Source organism: Vibrio sp. Y29_XK_CS5, assembly GCF_024181835.1.
In the GTDB taxonomy this organism is placed as follows: Bacteria; Pseudomonadota; Gammaproteobacteria; order Enterobacterales; family Vibrionaceae; genus Vibrio; species Vibrio harveyi.
In genome coordinates this window covers 39,382-58,692 of sequence record NZ_JAMZAM010000004.1, presented here as the reverse complement: position 1 = coordinate 58,692, position 19,311 = coordinate 39,382, and the positions used below count along the sequence as shown (strand labels likewise).

Below are 19,311 nucleotides of genomic sequence, written 5' to 3'. Positions count from 1 at the left end.
AATTCTGATTTCACCGATTCCGGTCGTTTGGGCTGGCATCAAAGTGCTGTTTATCTACTTCGGTTTGGTGTGGTGGCTAACCAACAGCAAGCGCATCATTACCCTATTCCGCGAAACGCAGCTAGATAACGTCGCTAAACCGCCAATCTGGGTTCGTTTGATTTGGTATATCAGCCGCGCGCACAGAGCAATTGCTTGGTTGATTGCGATTACGCTCTCGCTTCGAGTGCTATCAGAAATCCCAAGCTTGCAGCATTTGATCATTCTAGAAATCTTCACTTGGTGGGTTCTAGGTGGCTCTATCGCGATTAGCTTTATTCTCGAATTTACTTATCGCAACAGCCGCAGTACTAGCCAAGAGGTGATTGCCCTACGTCTTTCAACCATTCGTCGTTACGTTTGGAGCGCCATTGTTGCTGGCGTGATTCTGCAAATCTCGATTCGCACGCTGGGTAAAGGCACCATCTACTCGTGGATCTACAGCGCGCTGTTCTTCTGGTTTGTATTGGTGACGCTGTCGGTATTGCGACTATGGCGTAAAAAGGTATTTGAAGTCGCGGAGAAGCTTTCTGATCGCCCTGTTTGGGTAAACTGGTCTATCCGTCGTAAAGATACCTTGTTGCTAAGCATCATCGGTACGGCTATTTGTGCTGTGTGGATTATGCTGCACAGCTTTAAACACCGCATTGTCGCAATGTTGTCTAACTACACCATGTTTAGCCAAGCGCTGGCGTACTTGTTCCGAATCGAAGTAGCCAAACAAACGGGTAATAACGGTGGTGATACCAATCTCGTAAGAATCAAAGGCGAGCAAACGTTCGAGTACATTCTCCCTGGTAGCGAAGACAGCGAATTGGTGGAGTATGCCTCTGACGAAATCAAACAACTGTCTAAATACCTACTGACAGATAGCCCTGCTGTATGTGTAATTTCCGGTGAGCGTGGCGTCGGTACAACGACCTTCCTTCGCACTATCCTGAACAAAGTGAAGAACGCCGAGCCACTTTATTTGAACTGCCCATACGCAGGTTACAGTGAACTGCTAAAAGAACTGGCTCTACAGCTTGGGTTGGAAGAAGACGCGTCTGAGATTCAGGTTCTTGCGCATCTTCGTAAAAGTGATACGCCTTACCTTATCGCAGTTGATAACGCCCAGCGCTTAGTTAAGCCAATGGTAGGCGGTTTAAGCGGTTTGATTAAACTGACTAACCTACTTCGTCGCTCTAAGAAAAATCACCGCGTTGTGATGGCGATTGAGAAAGCAAGCTGGCGTTTCGTCGACCGTGCTCGTGGCGAACGTTTGTTGTTTGACTGGGTAGCGTTTATGCCGCGTTGGAGTGAAAAACAACTGTCTGCGCTGTTTGATACACGTATTAACCAAGAGATCGAGAACCCAGTAACGTTTGATGGTCTTGTCGTGCCTAAACAATGGGACCAAGAAGACATCACAGAAGAAGAACGAGCTAAGCAAGGTTTCTACCGTATTCTATGGCATTACTCAGATGGTAACCCGACAGTTGGCTTGCGCTTTTTCCGCTTGTCTCTGCGTCAGGATAAAGAGACGCAACAAGTGGTGGTTCGATTGTTCCACGCGCCAGAGTCTCAAGAGCTAGAGAAAATGCCGAAGCCAATGCTTGCCGTGCTGCGTTCTATTGTTCAGCTTGAGGTGGCATCGCCGGAAGAGTTGTCTGAGTGTACTCAGCTGAGTATTGCGGAAGTGATTGGTACTCTGCGCTACTTCCAAAGCCGCGGCTTTATTGAGTGGAGCGAAGACAAAGCTCGCGTGTCGGATCACTGGTTCCGTCACATTACCAACGTTCTCGACCGTCAACATTTATTGGTGAAATAACGATGAAAAAACTACTCACCGTATTAGCGTTATCGCTATTAAGCACCTCTGCATTGGCGACTGAAGAGATCGCGAGTGTGGATAATATCTCGCAAATCGCTAGCCTAATTCGTTGGAGCGGCGTGTTCTTCTCCATCATTGTGATTGCCTCAACGTGGCTATTGCTTAAGTTCATGAACTCGATGGTAGAAAGCATCGGCAGCCAGTTCGTGCAATACCGCATGGTGCTGCAAAAGCTTCAGTCTTTCTTACAGTTCTTTATCTACTTAACCGCTGGCTCTGTCGTGTTTATGATGAGCTTCCGTATTAACGATCAAATCCTTGCTTTGATTGGTGGTACGTTAGCGGTTTCGGTTGGTTTCGCCTTGAAAGACCTAGCCGCATCCTTCATCGCGGGTATGACGGTGATGGTTGACCGTCCGTTCCAAGTTGGTGACCGCGTCACGTTCGAAGGTAACTACGGCGATATCATTGCGATTGGTTTGCGCTCTGTGCGTATGCGTACCCTAACCGATGACATCATTACGATTCCAAACAACAAGTTCTTAAGTGAAGTTGTGGTCAGCGGTAACTATGGCGCGCTGGATATGCAGGTGGTGATTCCGTTCTATGTGGGCATGAATGAAGACATTACGTTAGCACGTGACTTGATTCAGGAAGCGGCGTCTTCAAGCCGTTATATCCACCTACCTAAGCCGGTAACGGTTCTCGTCAAGCAGACCATTACGGATAACTACTTGGCAATTCAGCTAACGTGTAAGGCTTATGTGGTAGACACCGCCTACGAGAAGCTGTTTGAAACCGACATTACTCTGCGTGTGATGAAAGAGTTCAAGAAGCACGGCATAAATCCACCGAAGATTGCAGTGCATACGGGTTAATTCTGCGTATTCCTCTCGCGTTTAGGGGAGGACAGATACAAAAAGGGTCAGTGATTACACTGACCCTTTTCTTTGCGCGTTGGCGAATTGGAATCGCCGGTTAAGCGATATTCGTTACCTCAAGCAATAGTTCGGCTTTCTTTGGCAGGTAGATACTGAACGTACTGCCTTTGCCCCATTCCGATTCAGCTTTTAGCTCGCCGCCTGTTTGACTAAGAATACTTTGCGAAACAGAAAGCCCTAGCCCAGTACCGTCGCGTTTAGTGGTATAGAATGGCGAGAAGATACGACTCAAGTTTTCTGGCTTGATACCGCAACCTTCGTCAGTGACATGAATCGCGGCACCTTTCAGTTCGCCGTCTTCAATCCAATCTTCACTCACGACGGTTAGCTTGCCTTTGCCGTCCATCGCGTGAATGCCATTCATCTGCAAGTTCACCAGAATCTGCAGCAAGTGGTGGCGGTTGATCTCGACCGAGGTATGGGCTTGTAAATCGGTGACAAAATCGATGTCGCGCTTTTTAGTGCCGGTTTTAACCAGCGTAATACTCTCATCGATAATTGGATTCACGTGCTGCCACGTAATTTCGTCTTGTACACCGCCCTGACGGCTGTATTGCAGTAAGCTGCGCGTGATATTGCGAATACGGTCAATTTGAGCGTGAATCGCATCAATCTCTTCCTGAACGCGGCTTGCCTCTTCACCTAGCTCAAATTGAATCAATTCAACGTTACCCAGAATCACTGCGGTTGGGTTGTTAATCTCGTGGGCGATCCCAGCAGTCAACTCACCCAGTGCGGCAAGCTTTTCGTTGACGACCAGTTTGTCACGGGTTTGGTTGAGCAGTTGAATATGAAGTTCAAGCTCTTCAGTTTTGTCTTTCAAACTCGCCGTACGTTGTTGAACTTTACCTTCCAGTTCCATGGCGGAGTTCTTCAGCTCGACTTTACGATCTTCCAAAGCGTCAAGCATGTTATCGAACTGACGTGCTAACTGAGCCAGCTCATGGTGTTCATCCAACCCTAATGGACCAATACGCTTTTCTTTACCCAACTGGACAAGCTTCACAACTTTGTAGATGCGCTCGATTGGACGGAATAGATCGCGAGAGCCGCGATACACCATCACGCCAGAAACTAAGAGCAACATTAAGGTAATCAAGCTAATCTCAACGATATTTGTCATATACGCTTTGACGAATGGCCACATCAAGTAACCGGTGTAGAGCATACCAATGACATTGTCGTACTGGTCTTTGATTGGTTGATAAGCAGTGATGTACCAAGCATCGTAAACAAACGCGCGGTCGACCCATTGCTCACCTTCCGCCAATACCTTGTTGTATACCTCAGAACTTACTCGCGTACCGATAGCGCGCCCCAAACGTTGGTCGCTATCTAAGGGAACGTTGGTGCTGACGCGAAGATCATCCAAAAATACCGTCAGAGTCCCCACGGGACGGAGGGTGTCGTTATCACTCAAATAGATAAGATCACGAATTTGATCGACCAATACCGTGCTGTTGTTAAGCAGCAAACCGCCATCTAAGAAGCCAATTAAGTCGTTCTGTTGGCTGTAAACTGGGATCACAGTTCGGCTCACCAAGCCACGCGCTTCCACTCCACCATTCTTTAGAATCGGTACTTCAGCACGTTTGGCGAGTTCAGGGTCTAGTTTTTCCAGCTCTTTTCTGTCGAGAACATCGAAGAAAGATTCGCGCTTAGTTAAATCCATAAAGCGGAATTTGTTTTCCATCGAATTAACACGTTGGAAGGACAAAAAGTCCAAACCGTAGCGTTTTTTCTGTGCAGTCACCCACTTTTGCAACTCTGCTTGTGGGACATTTTGATTCACTCGGGTACGAAAATCATAAGAGTCCGCGAACGATTTGACGTAGTTCGCCTGCTTTTGTTGCAGCAGCGTAATGCTGTTATTAGCGACACCCAAACGCTCCGATACGTCTAACAACGCGTTTTGCCACGTATAGTGAATCGACCAATAGATCGTAATGCCGATAAGGGCTATCAGCGTTAGAAAGATTGGCGCAGATGTCAAAATCAACAGTCGATAACGCACCATGGTTTTGAATCGGTACGTCCATTTAGACAATCCTTTGTGTTGCTGCCAACTACTACTCGGCATAATCCTCGTCCTCAGAATCCCACTCTTTGTATTTGCGCTCTAGCGTTTTTCGTGCCACTCCTAAATCTCGAGCCGCCGCCGACTTGTTGCCTTCGTGCAAATTAACCAATTGTTGGATATGCGCTTTTTCCACTTCTTTTAGTGTCCAAGTGTTTGGATAGCCTTCACCAGAGAACTCTTTGCCTTCTTTGAAGGTTGGCAATTCTTCACTGTGTGACACGGTAATGGAGACATTAGGTAAAGCATGACCGCCATTGAGTTCACGCCAGTGATGCGCGGGCGGTTTACCTAACAAAATACAACGCTCGATGAGGTTTTTAAGTTCGCGAATGTTACCTGGCCATTCGTACTCACTCATCGCTTCCATATCTTCATGCGCCCACTTCGGTGCTTGCATACCCAGCTCACTGGTCAGCATATTGCTGAAATATGGAACCAGTTCAAACAAGTCTGTTTTACGCTCACGTAGAGGGGCAACTTCAATCTTCAGCACGTTCAAACGGTAGTAGAGGTCGCTACGGAAATTACCTTTGTTTACCTCTTCTTGCAGGTTGCGGTTGGTCGCCGCGACAATACGAACATCAATGCTAATTTCACGCTCAGAACCAACCGGACGAATGGTGCGCTGCTCTAACACGCGTAGCAGTGACGCTTGCATGGACAAAGGCATCTCGCCGATTTCATCAAGGAATAATGTGCCGCCATTGGCTACGCGGAAAAGACCCTCGCGAGATTTCTTAGCGCCAGTAAAAGCCCCTGAGGTATGACCGAATAACTCACTCTCTAAAAGCTCTGGTGCAATCGCGCCACAGTTAAGTGGGACGAATGGACCTGTTCGACCGCTTGCTTGGTGAATGCCTCTCGCTACCAACTCTTTACCGGTGCCCGACTCACCTTCCACTAGGACAGATGCGCGAGACGGCGCAAATTGAGTGATCAGTTGTTTGAGCTGGCGAGTTTTTTCCGAACCGCCAATAATCTCTGAGGTGTTGTGACGCTGATAGTCACGCTTCATCGCGTATTGCATGCGTTCGTTCAAACGACGATCCATACAACGACTGACCGCTTTCAGCATCTGTTCTAGGTTAAACGGCTTGAGGATAAAGTCCGACGCACCAAGCTGAAGGGCTCGAATCGCAATTTCCAAATCCGCGTAGCCTGTCATAAAGATGACATCCGCGCGTTTGTCGTCATCTTCAAACGCCTCTTCCCATTCAATCCCTGAACGCCCCGGCAGGTTGATATCTAACAGAATCAAATCGTAGTGGCGTGAGTTACGTAGCTCTTCCGCTTCTTCAATGCTGCCCGCTGTATCGACTTGAGAAAACAGCTTGCCCAGAGCCTTTTTAAGGATGGCTTGCATACCGAGTTCATCATCAACGACCAGTACTGAAAAAGCGTTGTATTGTTGGTTTGTACTAATATGGGATTGAGTAGACATATTTACCCCAGTTGGATTTGAATGGGACAGAGTGTACCAAGTTTAAACAGAGATACCCTACAAAAAGTGCGACATTTTGTACCAACGCAAATTTTTATGCAAATAAGTCCATGAATTAGCGCATAAATCAAACATTTTGAGCTTGTAAAATGTTGGCATCTTGTTTGCTATATGGAGTGTCCAAGTGGTCTCAGGATGCGGGAGACATCAACGCGTAATCATCGCTTCTCGCTCCCTCACCCTAAGGTGACTTGTGATATGAGCGCGCTATGACGCTCTGGCGACTTCTTTAGTAACCCAAGACTTTAGAAGCCAAAGAATCATTGGAAAGGAAACAACTAAAATGAAAAAAATTGCGCTGACTCTAGCTGCAACGTCAATCACTCTTGTAAGCTACTCTGCTTTTTCAGCTCAAGATGGCGAACACATTCGCCTGGCAACAACAACAAGTACTTACCACTCTGGCTTACTGGACTACCTACTTCCTCAATTTGAAAAAGACACTGGCTACAAAGTGGATATCATCGCGGCGGGCACTGGTAAAGCGCTGAAGATGGGTGAAAACGGCGACGTTGATTTGGTAATGACACACGCTCCTAAAGCAGAAGGTGTGTTTGTTGAGAATGGCTACGGCGTCCTTCCACGTAAACTGATGTACAACGACTTCGTTATCGTTGGTCCTAAGTCTGACCCAGCACAAGTGAAAGATGATGCATCCGTACTCGACGTATTCAAAGAGATCGCAAACAAAGATGCAACTTTCATCTCTCGTGGCGATGATTCCGGTACACACAAAAAAGAATTGGGCATTTGGGCGCAAACTAAGATGGAACCAAACTTTGGTGGCTACCGCAGCGTAGGCCAAGGTATGGGTCCTACTCTGAATATGGCTTCAGAGATGCAAGGCTACACCATGACTGACCGTGGTACATGGTTGGCTTACCAAAACAAATTGGATCTTGCGATTCTATTCCAAGGCGACGAAAAACTGTTTAACCCATACCAAGTGATTTTGGTTAACCCAGAGCGTTATCCAACCATCAACTACCAAGGTGCGAAGGCATTCAGTGACTGGTTAGTAAATCCGCACGGTCAAGAGCTGATCAACAGCTTCCGTCTGAATGGTAAACAATTGTTCGTTGCGAATGCTGAGACCAAATAACGCAATATGAATCTTGCTGATACAACACTAGAAGCCTTGCGCTTACTGGTGAATTTTGATGCAGACCTATGGGAGATCGTTGCGGTCTCCTTTAGTGTTTCTATTACGGCAATATCTTTGGTGGTATTGCCGTCTATTTTGATGTCCTTTGTCCTCGCCTACACCGACTTTCGTGGTAAGTGGTTCTTGCTGTCCATTGTGAACACCTTACAGGCGGTGCCAACAGTCGTAATCGGTTTGCTGCTCTACATGCTGCTATCGAGAGCGGGACCTTTGGGTGATTGGCAAATGCTGTTTACGCAAAAAGCCATGATCTTAGGACAAATGATCGTCTGTTTTCCGGTTCTGGTTTCTATGATGCACGGTGCGCTTCAATCGAGTGACCGTCGCGCGGTTGAAACGGCGATTACGTTAGGAGCGTCAATACCTCGTATCGCTGCTACTATGATCTGGGAGACACGTTTTCCTTTATTGGCGGCTATCATTGCGGGATTCTCACGAATCGTCACAGAGGTAGGTTGTTCAATGATGGTTGGTGGCAACATTATGGGCGTAACCCGTAATATTCCGACTGCCATTGCTATGGAAAGTAGTAAAGGTGCTTTTGCGCAAGGAGTTGCATTAGGAATTGTATTACTATCGTTAGCGTTAGCGCTCAACTTCCTCTTATCGAGCATGAGAGGCAAAGGCTATCTAAGAACATGAAGCAAGCAATCGACTCGCCATCGACCCAATGTAAGGGTGAATTATGACTATAAAAATTACCGCCGAGCAATTGTCCATGCGCTTTAAAGAGCGTGTGCTTTTCCACATCCCTGAATTAGCCATTGGTCCAAACGACGCGATTTACCTAAAAGGTGACAATGGCGTTGGTAAAACCACCTTACTTAAGATCCTTGCGGGTTTGCTCAAGCCTTCAACGGGTAAAGTGGTGGCACCGAAAGATACTTGGTTGAAGAAGTGGACGCGCCGTAATGGTCGTGTTGACGTGATTTATCTCCATCAGTCTCCCTACCTTTTTGACGGCACTGTGTACGAAAACGTCGTTTATGGAGTTAAATATCAACAAGACACGGCAAAAGATAAGCGAGCTCAAGTTATTAGTGCGCTGCGCATGGTAGGGTTAGAAACCTTAGCCGACGAACACATCTCTGTATTGTCCGGCGGTGAAAAGCAACGCGTAGCAATGGCACGGGCTTGGATTTTAAAACCATCGATTTTGTTGATGGACGAACCAAGTGCCTCTCTCGACCAAGAGTCGATTGAACGTCTGGTTATCATGGCAAAAGATCTGCTTGATCGTGGCTCTAGTATTGTTGTGACTAGCCACCAAGCGAACGCGTTGACGGATTTATGTAAAAAACAGTGGTGGATTAAAGACAAGACTTTGATAGAGTCTCCACTCTTGTATGTCATACCAAAAGAAACATCCCAAGAGAACGCATATGCTTCAGCCAACACAAACTAGTTGGGTCATTTTGGCTGGTGGTCAAGCCAGCCGTATGGGTGGAAAAGACAAAGGTCTGATCGAACTGAATCAGAAGCCACTCATCGAACACGTTATCGAACGTTTATCTCCGCAAACACCACGCATTCTAATCAATGCGAACCGAAACCAAGACGCCTACCGTGCGTTTGGTTTCGTCTTCAGTGATCAATTTAAAGATTTCCCAGGTCCGATGGGCGGTATCCATGCGGGCTTGGTTCATGCAGAAACCGATTGGGTTGGCTTCGTCCCTTGCGACAGCCCACAAATCAACACCGACCTTGTTGAACGTTTTTGTAATGCAGTAAAAGAAGACACCGATATTTTGGTTGCTCATGATGGCGACCACCAGCAGCCTGTCTTCACGCTTTACCACAAGCGCGTACTGCCAAAGCTGACCGCGTTTTTAGAACGTGGCGATCGTAAGATCATCCTACTCTACAAAGAGTGCAACACCAGTTACGTTGACTTTAGCGACTCACCAAACTGTTTCGTCAACTTAAATACGCCTGAAGAATTGGCGCAATTTGGACAACTTGAATCATGAAACACACGCTAAACATCCCTATTCTTGGTTTTGCTGCCTACTCTGGTACCGGCAAAACTACGCTACTTGAAGCATTACTACCAAAGTTGACCGAAGCAGGTTTACGCATCGGTATGCTAAAGCACGCCCACCATAACTTCGATGTCGACCAACCGGGCAAAGACAGCCACCGCCTACGTAAAGCAGGCGCATCGCAAATGCTGATCTCTTCTCGGAACCGCTTCGCGCTGATGACAGAAACACCAGAATCAGAATCTGAGTTTGATTACCTACTGACGCGATTTGATGAAGACAAGCTAGACATGGTTCTGGTGGAAGGCTGCAAAAACATTGCCTTTCCTAAGATCGAATTACACCGTGAAGAAGTCGGCAAGCCTTGGCTTTATCCAAACGATGAAAACATCATCGCAATTGCTTCAGACAGCGGCGAATTGGAATCTGAACTGCCACAAATGAACATCAACGATCTTGAAGCAATTGCCCAGTTCGTTATTCAGTATGTTCAAGAGGCGAAAGCACCAAAGAGTAAAGAGAAAGAAGGTGCTTGCTGCGATACCCTTTCTCCAGCTTTCCTTTCTGTGGTTCAAGGACAAGAAAAGATCCTATCTTTGGTGAACACAGTTGCTGAAACCGAAGCGTGCAAGATTGAAAATGCATACGGTCGTGTGTTGGCAGACCACGTGGTGTCACCAGTTAACGTGCCGCAATACACCAACTCAGCGATGGATGGTTACGCTATTCGCGGTGATGACATCGAGCGTGAAAGCTACCAAGTGGTTGCTGAAGTGATGGCGGGTCATGCTTACGATCAGCCTTTAGAAGTTGGTCAAGCGGTTAAAATCATGACGGGCGCCCCAACACCTATCAATGGTGATACCGTTGTTATGCGTGAACAAGCTTCCCAAGATGGCGATACAGTCACGTTCAATGGTGCGAGCATCAAAGCCGGTCAAAACGTTCGCCAAGCGGGTGAAGACCTAGCAATTGGTAGCGATGTGTTTACCGCAGGCACTCGCCTAGCCTCTCCTGAAATGGGCATGATTGCTTCTCTTGGTTTTGGCGAAGCGAACGTGTTCCGCAAGTTGAAAGTAGCCGTGTTCTCTACCGGTGACGAAGTTCAAGCGCCAAGCACAGAACAGAAAGCGAATTCAATCTACGATTCAAACCGTTTCACTATCATGGGCATGTTAGAGAAGCTAGGTTGCGAGATCTTGGATTTCGGTATTCTAGAAGATAACGAGAAGTTGATGATTGAAGCGCTCGAAAATGCTTCTGCGCAAGCCGACGTAGTGATGACTTCTGGCGGCGTATCCGTTGGCGATGCCGATTACATTAAGCTGGCATTGAACAAACTGGGGCAAATTGATTTCTGGCGTATCAACATGCGTCCTGGTCGTCCGCTTGCGTTCGGTCAAATCAATGATAAACCTTTCTTTGGTTTGCCTGGTAACCCTGTGGCGGTGATGGTTTCATTCATCAACTTTGTTGAGCCTGCGCTGCGTAAGATGCAAGGTGAACAAGGCTGGAAGCCACTCAAAGTCAGTGCCATTGCCACAGAAAACCTCCGTTCTCGCCAAGGTCGTACCGAGTTTAGTCGCGGTATCTACGAACTCGACGAAACAGGTCGTCTAACGGTCCGCACAACGGGTAAACAAGGCTCTGGTATCTTGCGCTCAATGAGTGAGGCAAACTGCCTGATCGAAATCTCCCCTGCTGTTGATACAGTAAAAACGGGAGAAAGCGTGACAATTATCCCACTTCAAGGCAGAATCTAGCCCAACTAAAAATGAGAAGGTCAGCACGTCTGACCTTTTTATTGATGACAGAAAAACTTTTCAGAGAGACAGCTATGGCTCGCACCATTCTTTACACTTACAAAGACCAAGACAAAGAACTGACGTTCTCATACCAGCAACACCGCAATATTCAAGAAGCGGTTGCAGAAGCAGAAGGTATCGATATCACTGAGTTCCTAAAGATGGAGCAACAAATCGAAGCAGTATCTGATACTAAAGCGGTGCGCAACTACCGTGATAACTACTTCAGAAAATTAGGCTTTAGCAAAATCACCCTAGCTCAAAAAGAGAACTTGGGCGTAGGTAAAAAGAACAAATAAGCCAAGCTACACAGACCAAAACAAAAACTCGCGATTCGTCGCGAGTTTTTTTATACCTATTCTTTTTGTTCGTACTCTATAAGTAAAAAGCCCCGCTTCACCTTAAGGGAAAACGAGGCTTTCAATATAGGTCTTATGTATTTTCGCTTACCGAAAACTCAGACGATTATTTGATGTTTAGGAACGCAGCACCACGTACGCCACCTGAATCACCATGTTTTGCTTTGATGATCTTTGGACATTTCGCGACAGAAAGCAGGTACTTAGGAATACGTTTTGGCATCTCTTCGTAAATCAGTTCGAAGTTAGATAGACCACCACCTAGTACAACAACGTGTGGGTCAGTCGCAGTAAACAGGTTCGCAAAGCAGATTGCGAGAAGCTCCATAAAACGCTCAACGTGCTCAACCGCTTTTGCTTCACCTTCTGCGTTTGCTTTGATAATGTCGATCGCTTTCTTCTCTTCGCCGTAGTAATGCGCGTAAAGAAGCTCGAAACCACGACCAGACAGGTAGCTATCTAGACAACCTTTCTTTTCGCAACCACAACCTAGTAGGGGCGCGTTTTCGCCTAGGTGGAACCAAGCGTCGATAGGAAGACGTGTATGACCTACCTCACCCGCAACGTGGTTACGACCAGAGAATACTTTACCTTCGTAGATAAAGCCGCCGCCAAAACCCGTACCAAGGATCAAACCTAGTACAGATGGCTCGTCTTGAAGGTCTTCATCCCATGCTTCAGAAAGCGCGAAACAGTTTGCATCGTTTTCGATTTTTACGCTGCGACCGATTTTAGCTTCCAGATCCGCACGAAGTGGTTTGCCTTTTGCGGCAGGTACGTTAACCGTTAGTACGGTTGCGTCATCCGCATCTTCCATGCCAGGAAGACCAAGACCAATCGTACCTTCACAACCAAATTCCGCATCGTATTTGTTAACCAGACCTGCGATGGTTTCTACCAGCAAATCGTAGTTGTCTGTTGGTGTTGGTACACGTTCAGTTGCTACACGCTCAAGTTTTTCGTTAAACGCACCAAACTCGATTTTAGTGCCACCGACATCAAAGCCGTAATACATGCAATTCTCTCCTAAAATGCTCAAACGACTCCCAAAATATGCTGGAGTCAAAAAGATAAACTTTAGGCATTATCCATATCTGTACGCCTGCAAACCGTGACGGAATGCAGATTTATCCCCTCGTTGAAGCCAGTTGAACAACAAGCCATCAACAAAAGTTCATTCCTTAGAGTTAGCTCTCGATTTTAGCCCACTCTTTGAAACGTTTCAGATGCGGTCGAGACCAGTCGGTTTTTACGCGAGTTTTCGTCAGCATGTAGGTTTCACGGAAGGCTTCAAACCACAATTGCAAACACTCCGAAGCTTGCTCTTCACCTGCCTGTTTGAATACTAACGTCGCGACTTCTGCAGTAGATAGATGCTGCTCATTGTCCGAGCGGCGCATGATGTATTCAGATAATGATTCAGGCTCAATAGAAAGCACAGGTAAAGACTTCAAGAACTCTGAACGGCGGAAGATCTTACGTGCCTCACGCCAACTGCCATCAATGAAGATCAGTAACCATTTTTTGTCCGAACCATCGGATGCCTTCAATCGCTCCGGATTCAAACCATCCAATAAACGCTCAGGCTCATCCACGTAATCTGCTGGGAAGACAACCACAGGCTGATAAGCATCGTTTTCTAGCAGTGTGAGCATCTCTTGAGAAGGCTCAGTACGATTCCATTGATACACGTAGGTCTCTTGAATCGTATCAGCAATTAGACGCCCGGTATTACTCGGCTTGAACACTTCGTTTTCCGATACGATCAGCATGCAGGCAATATTGGATTCGATGTTCGGCTGAATGCCGCACAAACAATATTGTTCAGAAACCTGACAATAAGGACAGCGAACCACTTTACAACCGCGAGCGTTAAACGGCTTCGTTGAGATAGATTGACGGTGCTGGTATAAACGATGGAAAGCGTGGATTCTCATGGATAGAAAGTGCCAGTTGTTAGGGTCTTCATAAAGTAGAGCGCGATTCTACTTGCATAGAGGGTTAGTCTCAAGAAATGCTGATAAACGGACGGACATTCACATTCCTTTCTTCTCGTTGAAAGATACGGTGGAGTGTTAAGGTCTTAACAAATAAGCGAATCAAACAAGGAAATTAGTGTGCCCGAAACTGCATTTAACGACCCTTCTTGGCTACGACTCAGCATCTTCATTGGTGTTTTGTTGCTGTGCACCTTGTGGGAAAACAAGCGACCGAGAAAGCAGCTGACTGTCGACCGTTCATTTCGCTGGTTTAACAACCTCACATTGGTCGCACTAAATAGTGTCGTTATTGCCATAGTTATGCCGATTGCAGCCTTTCAAGCGGCCACCATCGCTTATGAAAACCATTGGGGCCTACTCAATGCTCTTGCCTTCCCGACTTGGTTAAATGTGCTGATAACCGTTGTGCTACTCGATCTCATCATCTACCTACAGCATTTAGTCTTCCATCGAGTTAAACCGCTATGGAAGCTTCACCGCATGCATCATGCTGACTTGGATATCGATGTCACAACCGGGACACGATTCCACCCGATAGAAATCATTCTCTCTATGGTGGTAAAAATCGCCGCTGTGTTTACTTTAGGCGTCTCTCCTATTGGCATCGTTGTGTTTGAAATCGTATTGAATGCCAGCGCCATGTTTAACCATAGCAATGCAAAGCTGCCACTGCCTTGGGACGCTACGTTACGTAAGTTGGTTGTGACACCAGACATGCATCGCGTTCACCACTCAGTCATCGTGCGCGAGACACATTCAAACTTTGGCTTCTTCTTGTCTATCTGGGATCGCTTGTTTGGCACATATCGAGCTCAACCGGAGTTAGGACATGATGATGTTGTGATTGGTGTTCCAGAGATTCGCGACAAAGACGAGCAAAGATTAGATAAACTGATTACCCAGCCATTTCGTTACAAAGAAAAGTCTTCCTCATGAGCCGCTCAATGAAAGTGAATGTGTTTGGAAAAGTCATGCTTGCGGAATGCAAAGATGGGGTTTGGACGCTTTATATCGATTCAGAAACATCGATAAAGCGCCCAATCAGAGATTTGGTAGTGCCGCCATTTCTAGAAGAAGATGAGTTGCTGACCTACCTCGATGATATGTATCACGAACATGCAACCGCTACTCACCCCAGTGTATTTAGGATTGAATAGAAATCTTTAGGCTTTAATCAAATTACGTTTCTTGTTTGATTGAGTGACGCCGACAAACAAGCCGATAATCCCCAGAATAATCGATGAGATGGCGAGTACACTCACGTCTTGTTGTTTATTTATTGCTGCGTATACAAATGCAATACCAAAAAAGATGGCACCAAAGCTAAAGCCTGATAGCGCAGCAAAAATACCGAAGCTCGCCAGCTCCTTAAAGTTATCCATAACACTTCCCTGTTGAAAAATAAGTAATGTCAAAAAGTTAACGGAATATCTGACGAGAGTGACGATTCTTTTGCGAATTCCACAACCAAATTGATACCCCAATAGAAAATCCTAATAGCAACGTTTGCCATTGCAGTTGTCCACTGCTCTCGAAAATACCCAATCCATAGTGTGCATACGAGTTAAAGCCTACGCTGCTTAACATAATCAATAAAACTAAAACCAGCCCGGTCCGTCGATGCTTGATCAACAAATACACGGCAAGCAAATCTAGGAGACCCAAAGCACTCCAATACATGTTTAACCAGCCTGGGGCAAAATCGTAAGGCAAAAGGCCATCGACAATATTGTCGTAAAGGTGAATAACGCCACCTACTGTCAGGCAAAGGCATAGGAGAAACACTACGAATTTATCCATTATCGTTTCCTTTCCTTATCTGAATGAATGCGCAAAGCATATAGAAGTCAGCTAAACAATTGTAATTTCATGACCATTTTTGAGACCGACAGAGCCTTTAAACAGTACGTGAGGGGTACGAAAGAATAACAATGGCACTTCTTCCTTATGAATTCGCTCCTGATAAAAGCATAGCGTTTTGCTCGGAAGTTCGCTGAGTTGTAAAAGTTCGGTCTCTTTGTAAGGCATAAAATCCTCTTTTGATTCTTTCCAATCACCAAATTCTTGATTGGGCGACCAGAAAATCACGGTATTGGTTTTATCAAAGCCAAGCTCCCTCACATCAAACCGAAACCAACGACCTAGCGTTGTCGTCTCAAGGCCGCTCTTTCTCAATCCCTCTAGTACCTTGCCCGGATGAATCGGTGTAAAGTGAAGCACGTCATTCCAATAACAATCCAACCCATGAACACGACGCTTTAGAGCTTGCGGGCGATACTCGTATTTCTTGACATGTTGTTGATACAAGTTCGGGTGTGACGCTTTCAAGCAGTTAAGAGGTTTCAATCGGTCTCCCGTCAAGTTGCTTGGTACGCGATGGTAAACGTAGGTCAAAGTTATCCCTCTTGTGGTGCTTTTAAGTCAATGAACAAAAACTTCATCGAAGGCGGAAAGATAAAGGCATCCTCACATCGATAACCTCTTAGCCACACACCATCATCCCGCTTGCGCAGATATAAACCTCTGGGATAGGTCTCTTCCTGAGCAAGAGGCAAAGAAGCGAGCATTATGTATTCATCTTTTGTGAGCGAAATACCTTGAAGTAACAAGTATGATGCGACGGCGAGCGGACAAGGCTCTAGCCCTTTCAGAGCTGCATGAGCAACAAGCTCAGCCAGCGTTGCTCCAAAAGGAGCCCTTAATTCCGAAGGCGTTGTTACCAATACAGACAATGTCTGGCCACGTTGTTTGGTTTGTATCATTTGGTCTTCAAACAGCTGTAAGGCAAACTGATTGAATTGAATACGTTGTTCTTTGAGTTCTTGAAACAACTCACCATTCGTGTGATTACCGATTCCAACTTTCACTTCATTGCCTCAAGACGAATAAACTCACGAGCTTGCTCTAAAGCATGTTGAAAAACAGGGTGCGCACGAAAAGAAATGTCTTCTGTCACCTTATGCCAAAAGAATTCAAAATCATGCCCACCATCATCTTGAGTGTGGAAGACCCACTGTTCCGGCAACTCTTCACATTCACACAAAACGAAATGCCAAATCTGCTCTTGAAACCCACTCTCCCAAGCCCCTAAGTAGGTTGTTTGATTGACCAGTTCAATCCCCGACTCTTCTGCCAATTCTCTTTTTGCCGCACTTAAGAAGTCGTAATCGAGGGGTTCAACAGTGCCTTTCACCAACTGAACGCCTGCAAGAGGATGTTTGAAAAGAAGAATCTCGTTATTTTGGTCTCTTAATACCACTGGACATACTTTATCGACCAAAGAATCATTCCTCATTTTGTTGGCATTTTTGTTTTGCTTCTTCTGAGTACAAAGGCAAGTGACCTAGCGCAGAAAAGCTTACCAACTTCAACGTATATCGGTTGGCGTTAGATTACCTTTGCTTTTTGGGTGCAATGAGCCAATTTGCGATTTAGGTCACTCACTCTTGGAGTCGAAAATTAAAAAGGCAGAGCGATTGCCCTGCCTTTGGTCGTATAGGAAGTTCGGTTGCTCTTACCTAATGTTGGATCAACTCACTTTAAGCAGTTCGTATTTATGCAGCATCGTTTGTTGATGCCCTGCGATGTCTGCGACTTGTTCCGAGCTCTCAACCATGGCTTCCAACTGAAGTTTGGTATGTTCACCTTGCTCAGAAAGGTGTGAGATAGCTTGAGAAACTTCAGCGGTAGCGCGTTCTTGCTCTTCTGTCGCAACAGAAATTTGGTCGACACGTTGTTGGATAAGCTGAACCGCTTCATTAATTTCAGTAAAGGTAGATTTCACTTGATGACTTGACTGTAACGCAGAAGACATTTCCTCACGTGAATCATTCACAGCCTTCCGAGAACGATCCGCTGCGATAACTAACTCATTCATCATTTCACGAATATTGGTGGTTTGCTGCGAGGTATCACTGGCGAGCTTACGAACCTCATCGGCAACGACCGCAAAGCCTCTTCCTTGCTCTCCTGCACGCGCAGCTTCAATCGCTGCGTTCAACGCAAGTAAGTTAGTGTTGTCAGCAATGCCACTGATCATGTCAACCATTTCACGAATTTGTTTTACGCGCAGATCGAGTTCCATCATAGATTGTTCGTTTGTGTTGAGAGAGCTCTCTAGTGATTCCAAACGCAGGCGATTTTGTTCCACAACACTCACACCTTTCACTGTATGTTCCGTCGCTAAATAAGAATCTTCAGACGAAGCATTAGTGACCGATGCAATCTCCCGAATCGACGCTTCTAACTGAGTGATCGTCGTCACCATGCTCATTAACGCTTCATTTTGCGTGGTTAAGCTTTGATTTGTTTGCTCAGCAGCACTGTGGCTGATTTCTGCAGTTTGGTACAAGATATCGCAATTACGAGTCACGGTAGAAATAGAGTCGTGCGTTGAGGCGATGACAAAATTGAGCTTGCGTGCGACTTCTTTGAGTTCAAACGGACCTACCTCTTGAGCTTTGTCGCGAAAGTCATGCTCTGTTAATGCCGACAAGCGATTCAGAATATTTCTAAGACCTCGATTAATCCACGTTCTTAGACCAAACCACGTTACGAGGATGACCAGAGAGATAACACCAGCGGCAGTAACCACCATAAAAATAACGTTTTTAATTGTTTTCTGGACCACAGTTTCACGTTCTTTGATCAAAGCGGAGGCCGCATCAGACACTTGATCGAGTAAATACATGGTTTCATTTGAAAGCTGAGAGGCACGTTGAAACTCAGCTTTTTGCTGCTCACTCCTTTCCAACTTTGCCAATATTAAACGGAGTACACCATCGTCCTTGAAGCCCGCCTGTACCATTTCATAAGGCGCAATGAGGCTAGCAAACTCGTTAACTTCTGGATGCCATTCTTTGAAATCATCAAAAGCGAGATTGATGCCAGCGATGCGATTGCGCATCTCCTTGTATTCTCGCTCCGCTTTTCCTAGCTCAGTTTGCATCATCATGACCAAAAAAGTGCTTTCCATTGAACTTGCAGAGGCGATAAAACGATTTGCTGCATCACTCGATTCAGGATTTTCGTTACTAAGAAATGAACTGATGCGGTTCATCTCAGGTCCAATCGAACTAAGACCGTAACGAAACCCGCCAACAGCCGAGTTAATGTCACTTTGCATCTGAATCACCGCAGACTGTTTGGATAAAATGGAGTTGGTGATTTGATGGAGTTCTGCGACATTTCCTTGGAGCATACTGGAGAGATGATCAGCAACGCCGGACGTTTGCTCGATTAGGTCGTCGCTTTGACTTGCCAGTTCTTCGATTTGAGATGTAATCAAAGGAAGTTCATTAGGATCGGTTATTTGCATTCCATAATTAAGCAGTTTCACCTGTTCCAACACGTTCCTTGTGAGCGTCGCGTTTGCCATTGCCATTGGTAACGCTTTTTGAGACAAGGCATTAAATTGGTCACCCACCTGCTCCACTCCTTTGAAACTTGAGACAGAAAGGGCTATAACAAGTGCGATGATAGTTAGAAATGTTGCACTGATAGTTTGAATCAGTGAAAAAGAAAGGCGTAAACGTTTGCGCTTTGTCATAATCAATGGATGTTCTTTCCTGAGTTTGAATCAACGTGTCCGCTTTTTCGTCACATAAGTGAGACAAAAACGTGATTT

General features: G+C 45.9%; 21 protein-coding genes. 11 read left to right on the top strand and 10 right to left on the bottom strand.

Features of this window, described 5'->3' with window-relative positions:
• Nucleotides 1–293: 293 nt before the first annotated feature.
• From NL647_RS27265 to NL647_RS16595, 3 genes are all read left to right on the top strand, one after another.
• Entirely contained in the window at nucleotides 294–365 is a 72-nt protein-coding gene (locus NL647_RS27265) for a sortase B protein-sorting domain-containing protein (protein WP_227742443.1), read from the top strand.
• 296 nt (nucleotides 366–661) lie between these two features.
• Nucleotides 662–1,849, top strand: coding sequence for an ATP-binding protein (locus NL647_RS27260; RefSeq protein ID WP_366777435.1), 1,188 nt, complete (start codon nucleotides 662–664; stop codon nucleotides 1,847–1,849).
• Nucleotides 1,850–1,851: 2 nt separating this feature from the next.
• Nucleotides 1,852–2,730 carry a mechanosensitive ion channel family protein gene (locus tag NL647_RS16595; protein WP_005427576.1) on the top strand — a complete coding sequence of 293 codons (879 nt, stop codon included), beginning with the start codon at nucleotides 1,852–1,854 and terminating at the stop codon, nucleotides 2,728–2,730.
• Nucleotides 2,731–2,830: 100 nt separating this feature from the next.
• Here NL647_RS16595 and NL647_RS16590 read toward each other — a convergent pair whose 3' ends face one another.
• Together NL647_RS16590 and NL647_RS16585 are read right to left on the bottom strand one after the other, a co-directional pair.
• Entirely contained in the window at nucleotides 2,831–4,873 is a 2,043-nt protein-coding gene (locus NL647_RS16590; protein WP_027726806.1) for a cache domain-containing protein, read from the bottom strand.
• Complete coding sequence (locus tag NL647_RS16585) at nucleotides 4,863–6,314, bottom strand: sigma-54 dependent transcriptional regulator (RefSeq protein ID WP_005445819.1); 1,452 nt, start codon at nucleotides 6,312–6,314, stop codon at nucleotides 4,863–4,865. Before NL647_RS16585 ends, NL647_RS16590 begins: the two co-directional genes overlap by 11 nt.
• 343 nt (nucleotides 6,315–6,657) lie before the next feature.
• Here NL647_RS16585 and NL647_RS16580 point away from each other — a divergent pair, with 343 nt between their 5' ends.
• The 6 genes from NL647_RS16580 (at nucleotide 6,658) to NL647_RS16555 (ending at nucleotide 11,625) form a co-directional block, all read left to right on the top strand.
• Nucleotides 6,658–7,476 (top strand): substrate-binding domain-containing protein, encoded by an 819-nt coding sequence (locus NL647_RS16580; RefSeq protein WP_005445821.1) that lies wholly within the window; start codon nucleotides 6,658–6,660, stop codon nucleotides 7,474–7,476.
• Between the two features lie 6 nt (nucleotides 7,477–7,482).
• Nucleotides 7,483–8,181, top strand: a complete 699-nt coding sequence (locus tag NL647_RS16575; RefSeq protein ID WP_005445822.1) for an ABC transporter permease — start codon at nucleotides 7,483–7,485, stop codon at nucleotides 8,179–8,181.
• A 43-nt stretch (nucleotides 8,182–8,224) separates the two neighbouring features.
• The gene (locus tag NL647_RS16570) at nucleotides 8,225–8,944 is read left to right on the top strand and encodes an energy-coupling factor ABC transporter ATP-binding protein (protein WP_005445824.1); all 720 of its coding nucleotides are present in this window, start codon (nucleotides 8,225–8,227) and stop codon (nucleotides 8,942–8,944) included.
• Nucleotides 8,922–9,509 (top strand): molybdenum cofactor guanylyltransferase MobA, encoded by a 588-nt coding sequence (mobA, locus tag NL647_RS16565; protein ID WP_005441549.1) that lies wholly within the window; start codon nucleotides 8,922–8,924, stop codon nucleotides 9,507–9,509. Before NL647_RS16570 ends, mobA begins: the two co-directional genes overlap by 23 nt.
• Nucleotides 9,506–11,284, top strand: coding sequence for a bifunctional molybdopterin-guanine dinucleotide biosynthesis adaptor protein MobB/molybdopterin molybdotransferase MoeA (locus tag NL647_RS16560; protein ID WP_253650417.1), 1,779 nt, complete (start codon nucleotides 9,506–9,508; stop codon nucleotides 11,282–11,284). Before mobA ends, NL647_RS16560 begins: the two co-directional genes overlap by 4 nt.
• A 74-nt stretch (nucleotides 11,285–11,358) precedes the next feature.
• A complete protein-coding gene (locus NL647_RS16555; protein WP_005377584.1) occupies nucleotides 11,359–11,625 on the top strand; it encodes a DUF2960 domain-containing protein in 267 nt (88 codons plus the stop codon).
• Nucleotides 11,626–11,791: 166 nt separating this feature from the next.
• Here the strand turns inward: NL647_RS16555 and nagK are convergent, their stop codons facing one another.
• Both nagK and NL647_RS16545 read right to left on the bottom strand, forming a co-directional pair.
• Entirely contained in the window at nucleotides 11,792–12,700 is a 909-nt protein-coding gene (gene nagK, locus NL647_RS16550) for an N-acetylglucosamine kinase (RefSeq protein ID WP_009697775.1), read from the bottom strand.
• Between the two features lie 172 nt (nucleotides 12,701–12,872).
• Nucleotides 12,873–13,622 carry a tRNA-uridine aminocarboxypropyltransferase gene (locus NL647_RS16545; protein ID WP_061065009.1) on the bottom strand — a complete coding sequence of 250 codons (750 nt, stop codon included), beginning with the start codon at nucleotides 13,620–13,622 and terminating at the stop codon, nucleotides 12,873–12,875.
• A gap of 180 nt (nucleotides 13,623–13,802) precedes the next feature.
• Between NL647_RS16545 and NL647_RS16540 the strand changes: the two genes are divergently transcribed.
• Entirely contained in the window at nucleotides 13,803–14,621 is an 819-nt protein-coding gene (locus NL647_RS16540) for a sterol desaturase family protein (protein ID WP_253650416.1), read from the top strand.
• A complete protein-coding gene (locus NL647_RS16535; protein WP_049536023.1) occupies nucleotides 14,618–14,842 on the top strand; it encodes a hypothetical protein in 225 nt (74 codons plus the stop codon). The genes NL647_RS16540 and NL647_RS16535 overlap by 4 nt, the downstream gene beginning before the upstream one ends.
• A 6-nt stretch (nucleotides 14,843–14,848) precedes the next feature.
• On the opposite strand, the gene NL647_RS16530 is transcribed toward NL647_RS16535, so the two are convergent.
• The 6 genes from NL647_RS16530 to NL647_RS16505 form a co-directional block, all read right to left on the bottom strand.
• Complete coding sequence (locus tag NL647_RS16530; RefSeq protein WP_005445834.1) at nucleotides 14,849–15,067, bottom strand: hypothetical protein; 219 nt, start codon at nucleotides 15,065–15,067, stop codon at nucleotides 14,849–14,851.
• Nucleotides 15,068–15,104: 37 nt separating this feature from the next.
• Nucleotides 15,105–15,485 carry a hypothetical protein gene (locus NL647_RS16525; protein WP_049536024.1) on the bottom strand — a complete coding sequence of 127 codons (381 nt, stop codon included), beginning with the start codon at nucleotides 15,483–15,485 and terminating at the stop codon, nucleotides 15,105–15,107.
• A 51-nt stretch (nucleotides 15,486–15,536) separates the two neighbouring features.
• A complete protein-coding gene (locus NL647_RS16520; protein WP_223295733.1) occupies nucleotides 15,537–16,031 on the bottom strand; it encodes a hypothetical protein in 495 nt (164 codons plus the stop codon).
• A gap of 50 nt (nucleotides 16,032–16,081) precedes the next feature.
• On the bottom strand, nucleotides 16,082–16,552 hold the full coding sequence (locus NL647_RS16515; RefSeq protein ID WP_017190148.1) for a hypothetical protein: 471 nt from the start codon (nucleotides 16,550–16,552) through the stop codon (nucleotides 16,082–16,084).
• The gene (locus tag NL647_RS16510) at nucleotides 16,549–16,965 is read right to left on the bottom strand and encodes an NUDIX domain-containing protein (protein WP_239911113.1); all 417 of its coding nucleotides are present in this window, start codon (nucleotides 16,963–16,965) and stop codon (nucleotides 16,549–16,551) included. Before NL647_RS16510 ends, NL647_RS16515 begins: the two co-directional genes overlap by 4 nt.
• Before the next feature lie 249 nt (nucleotides 16,966–17,214).
• Nucleotides 17,215–19,233: a methyl-accepting chemotaxis protein gene (locus tag NL647_RS16505; RefSeq protein WP_253650415.1), complete on the bottom strand. Its 2,019-nt coding sequence runs from the start codon at nucleotides 19,231–19,233 to the stop codon at nucleotides 17,215–17,217.
• Between the last annotated feature and the right edge of the window lie 78 nt (nucleotides 19,234–19,311).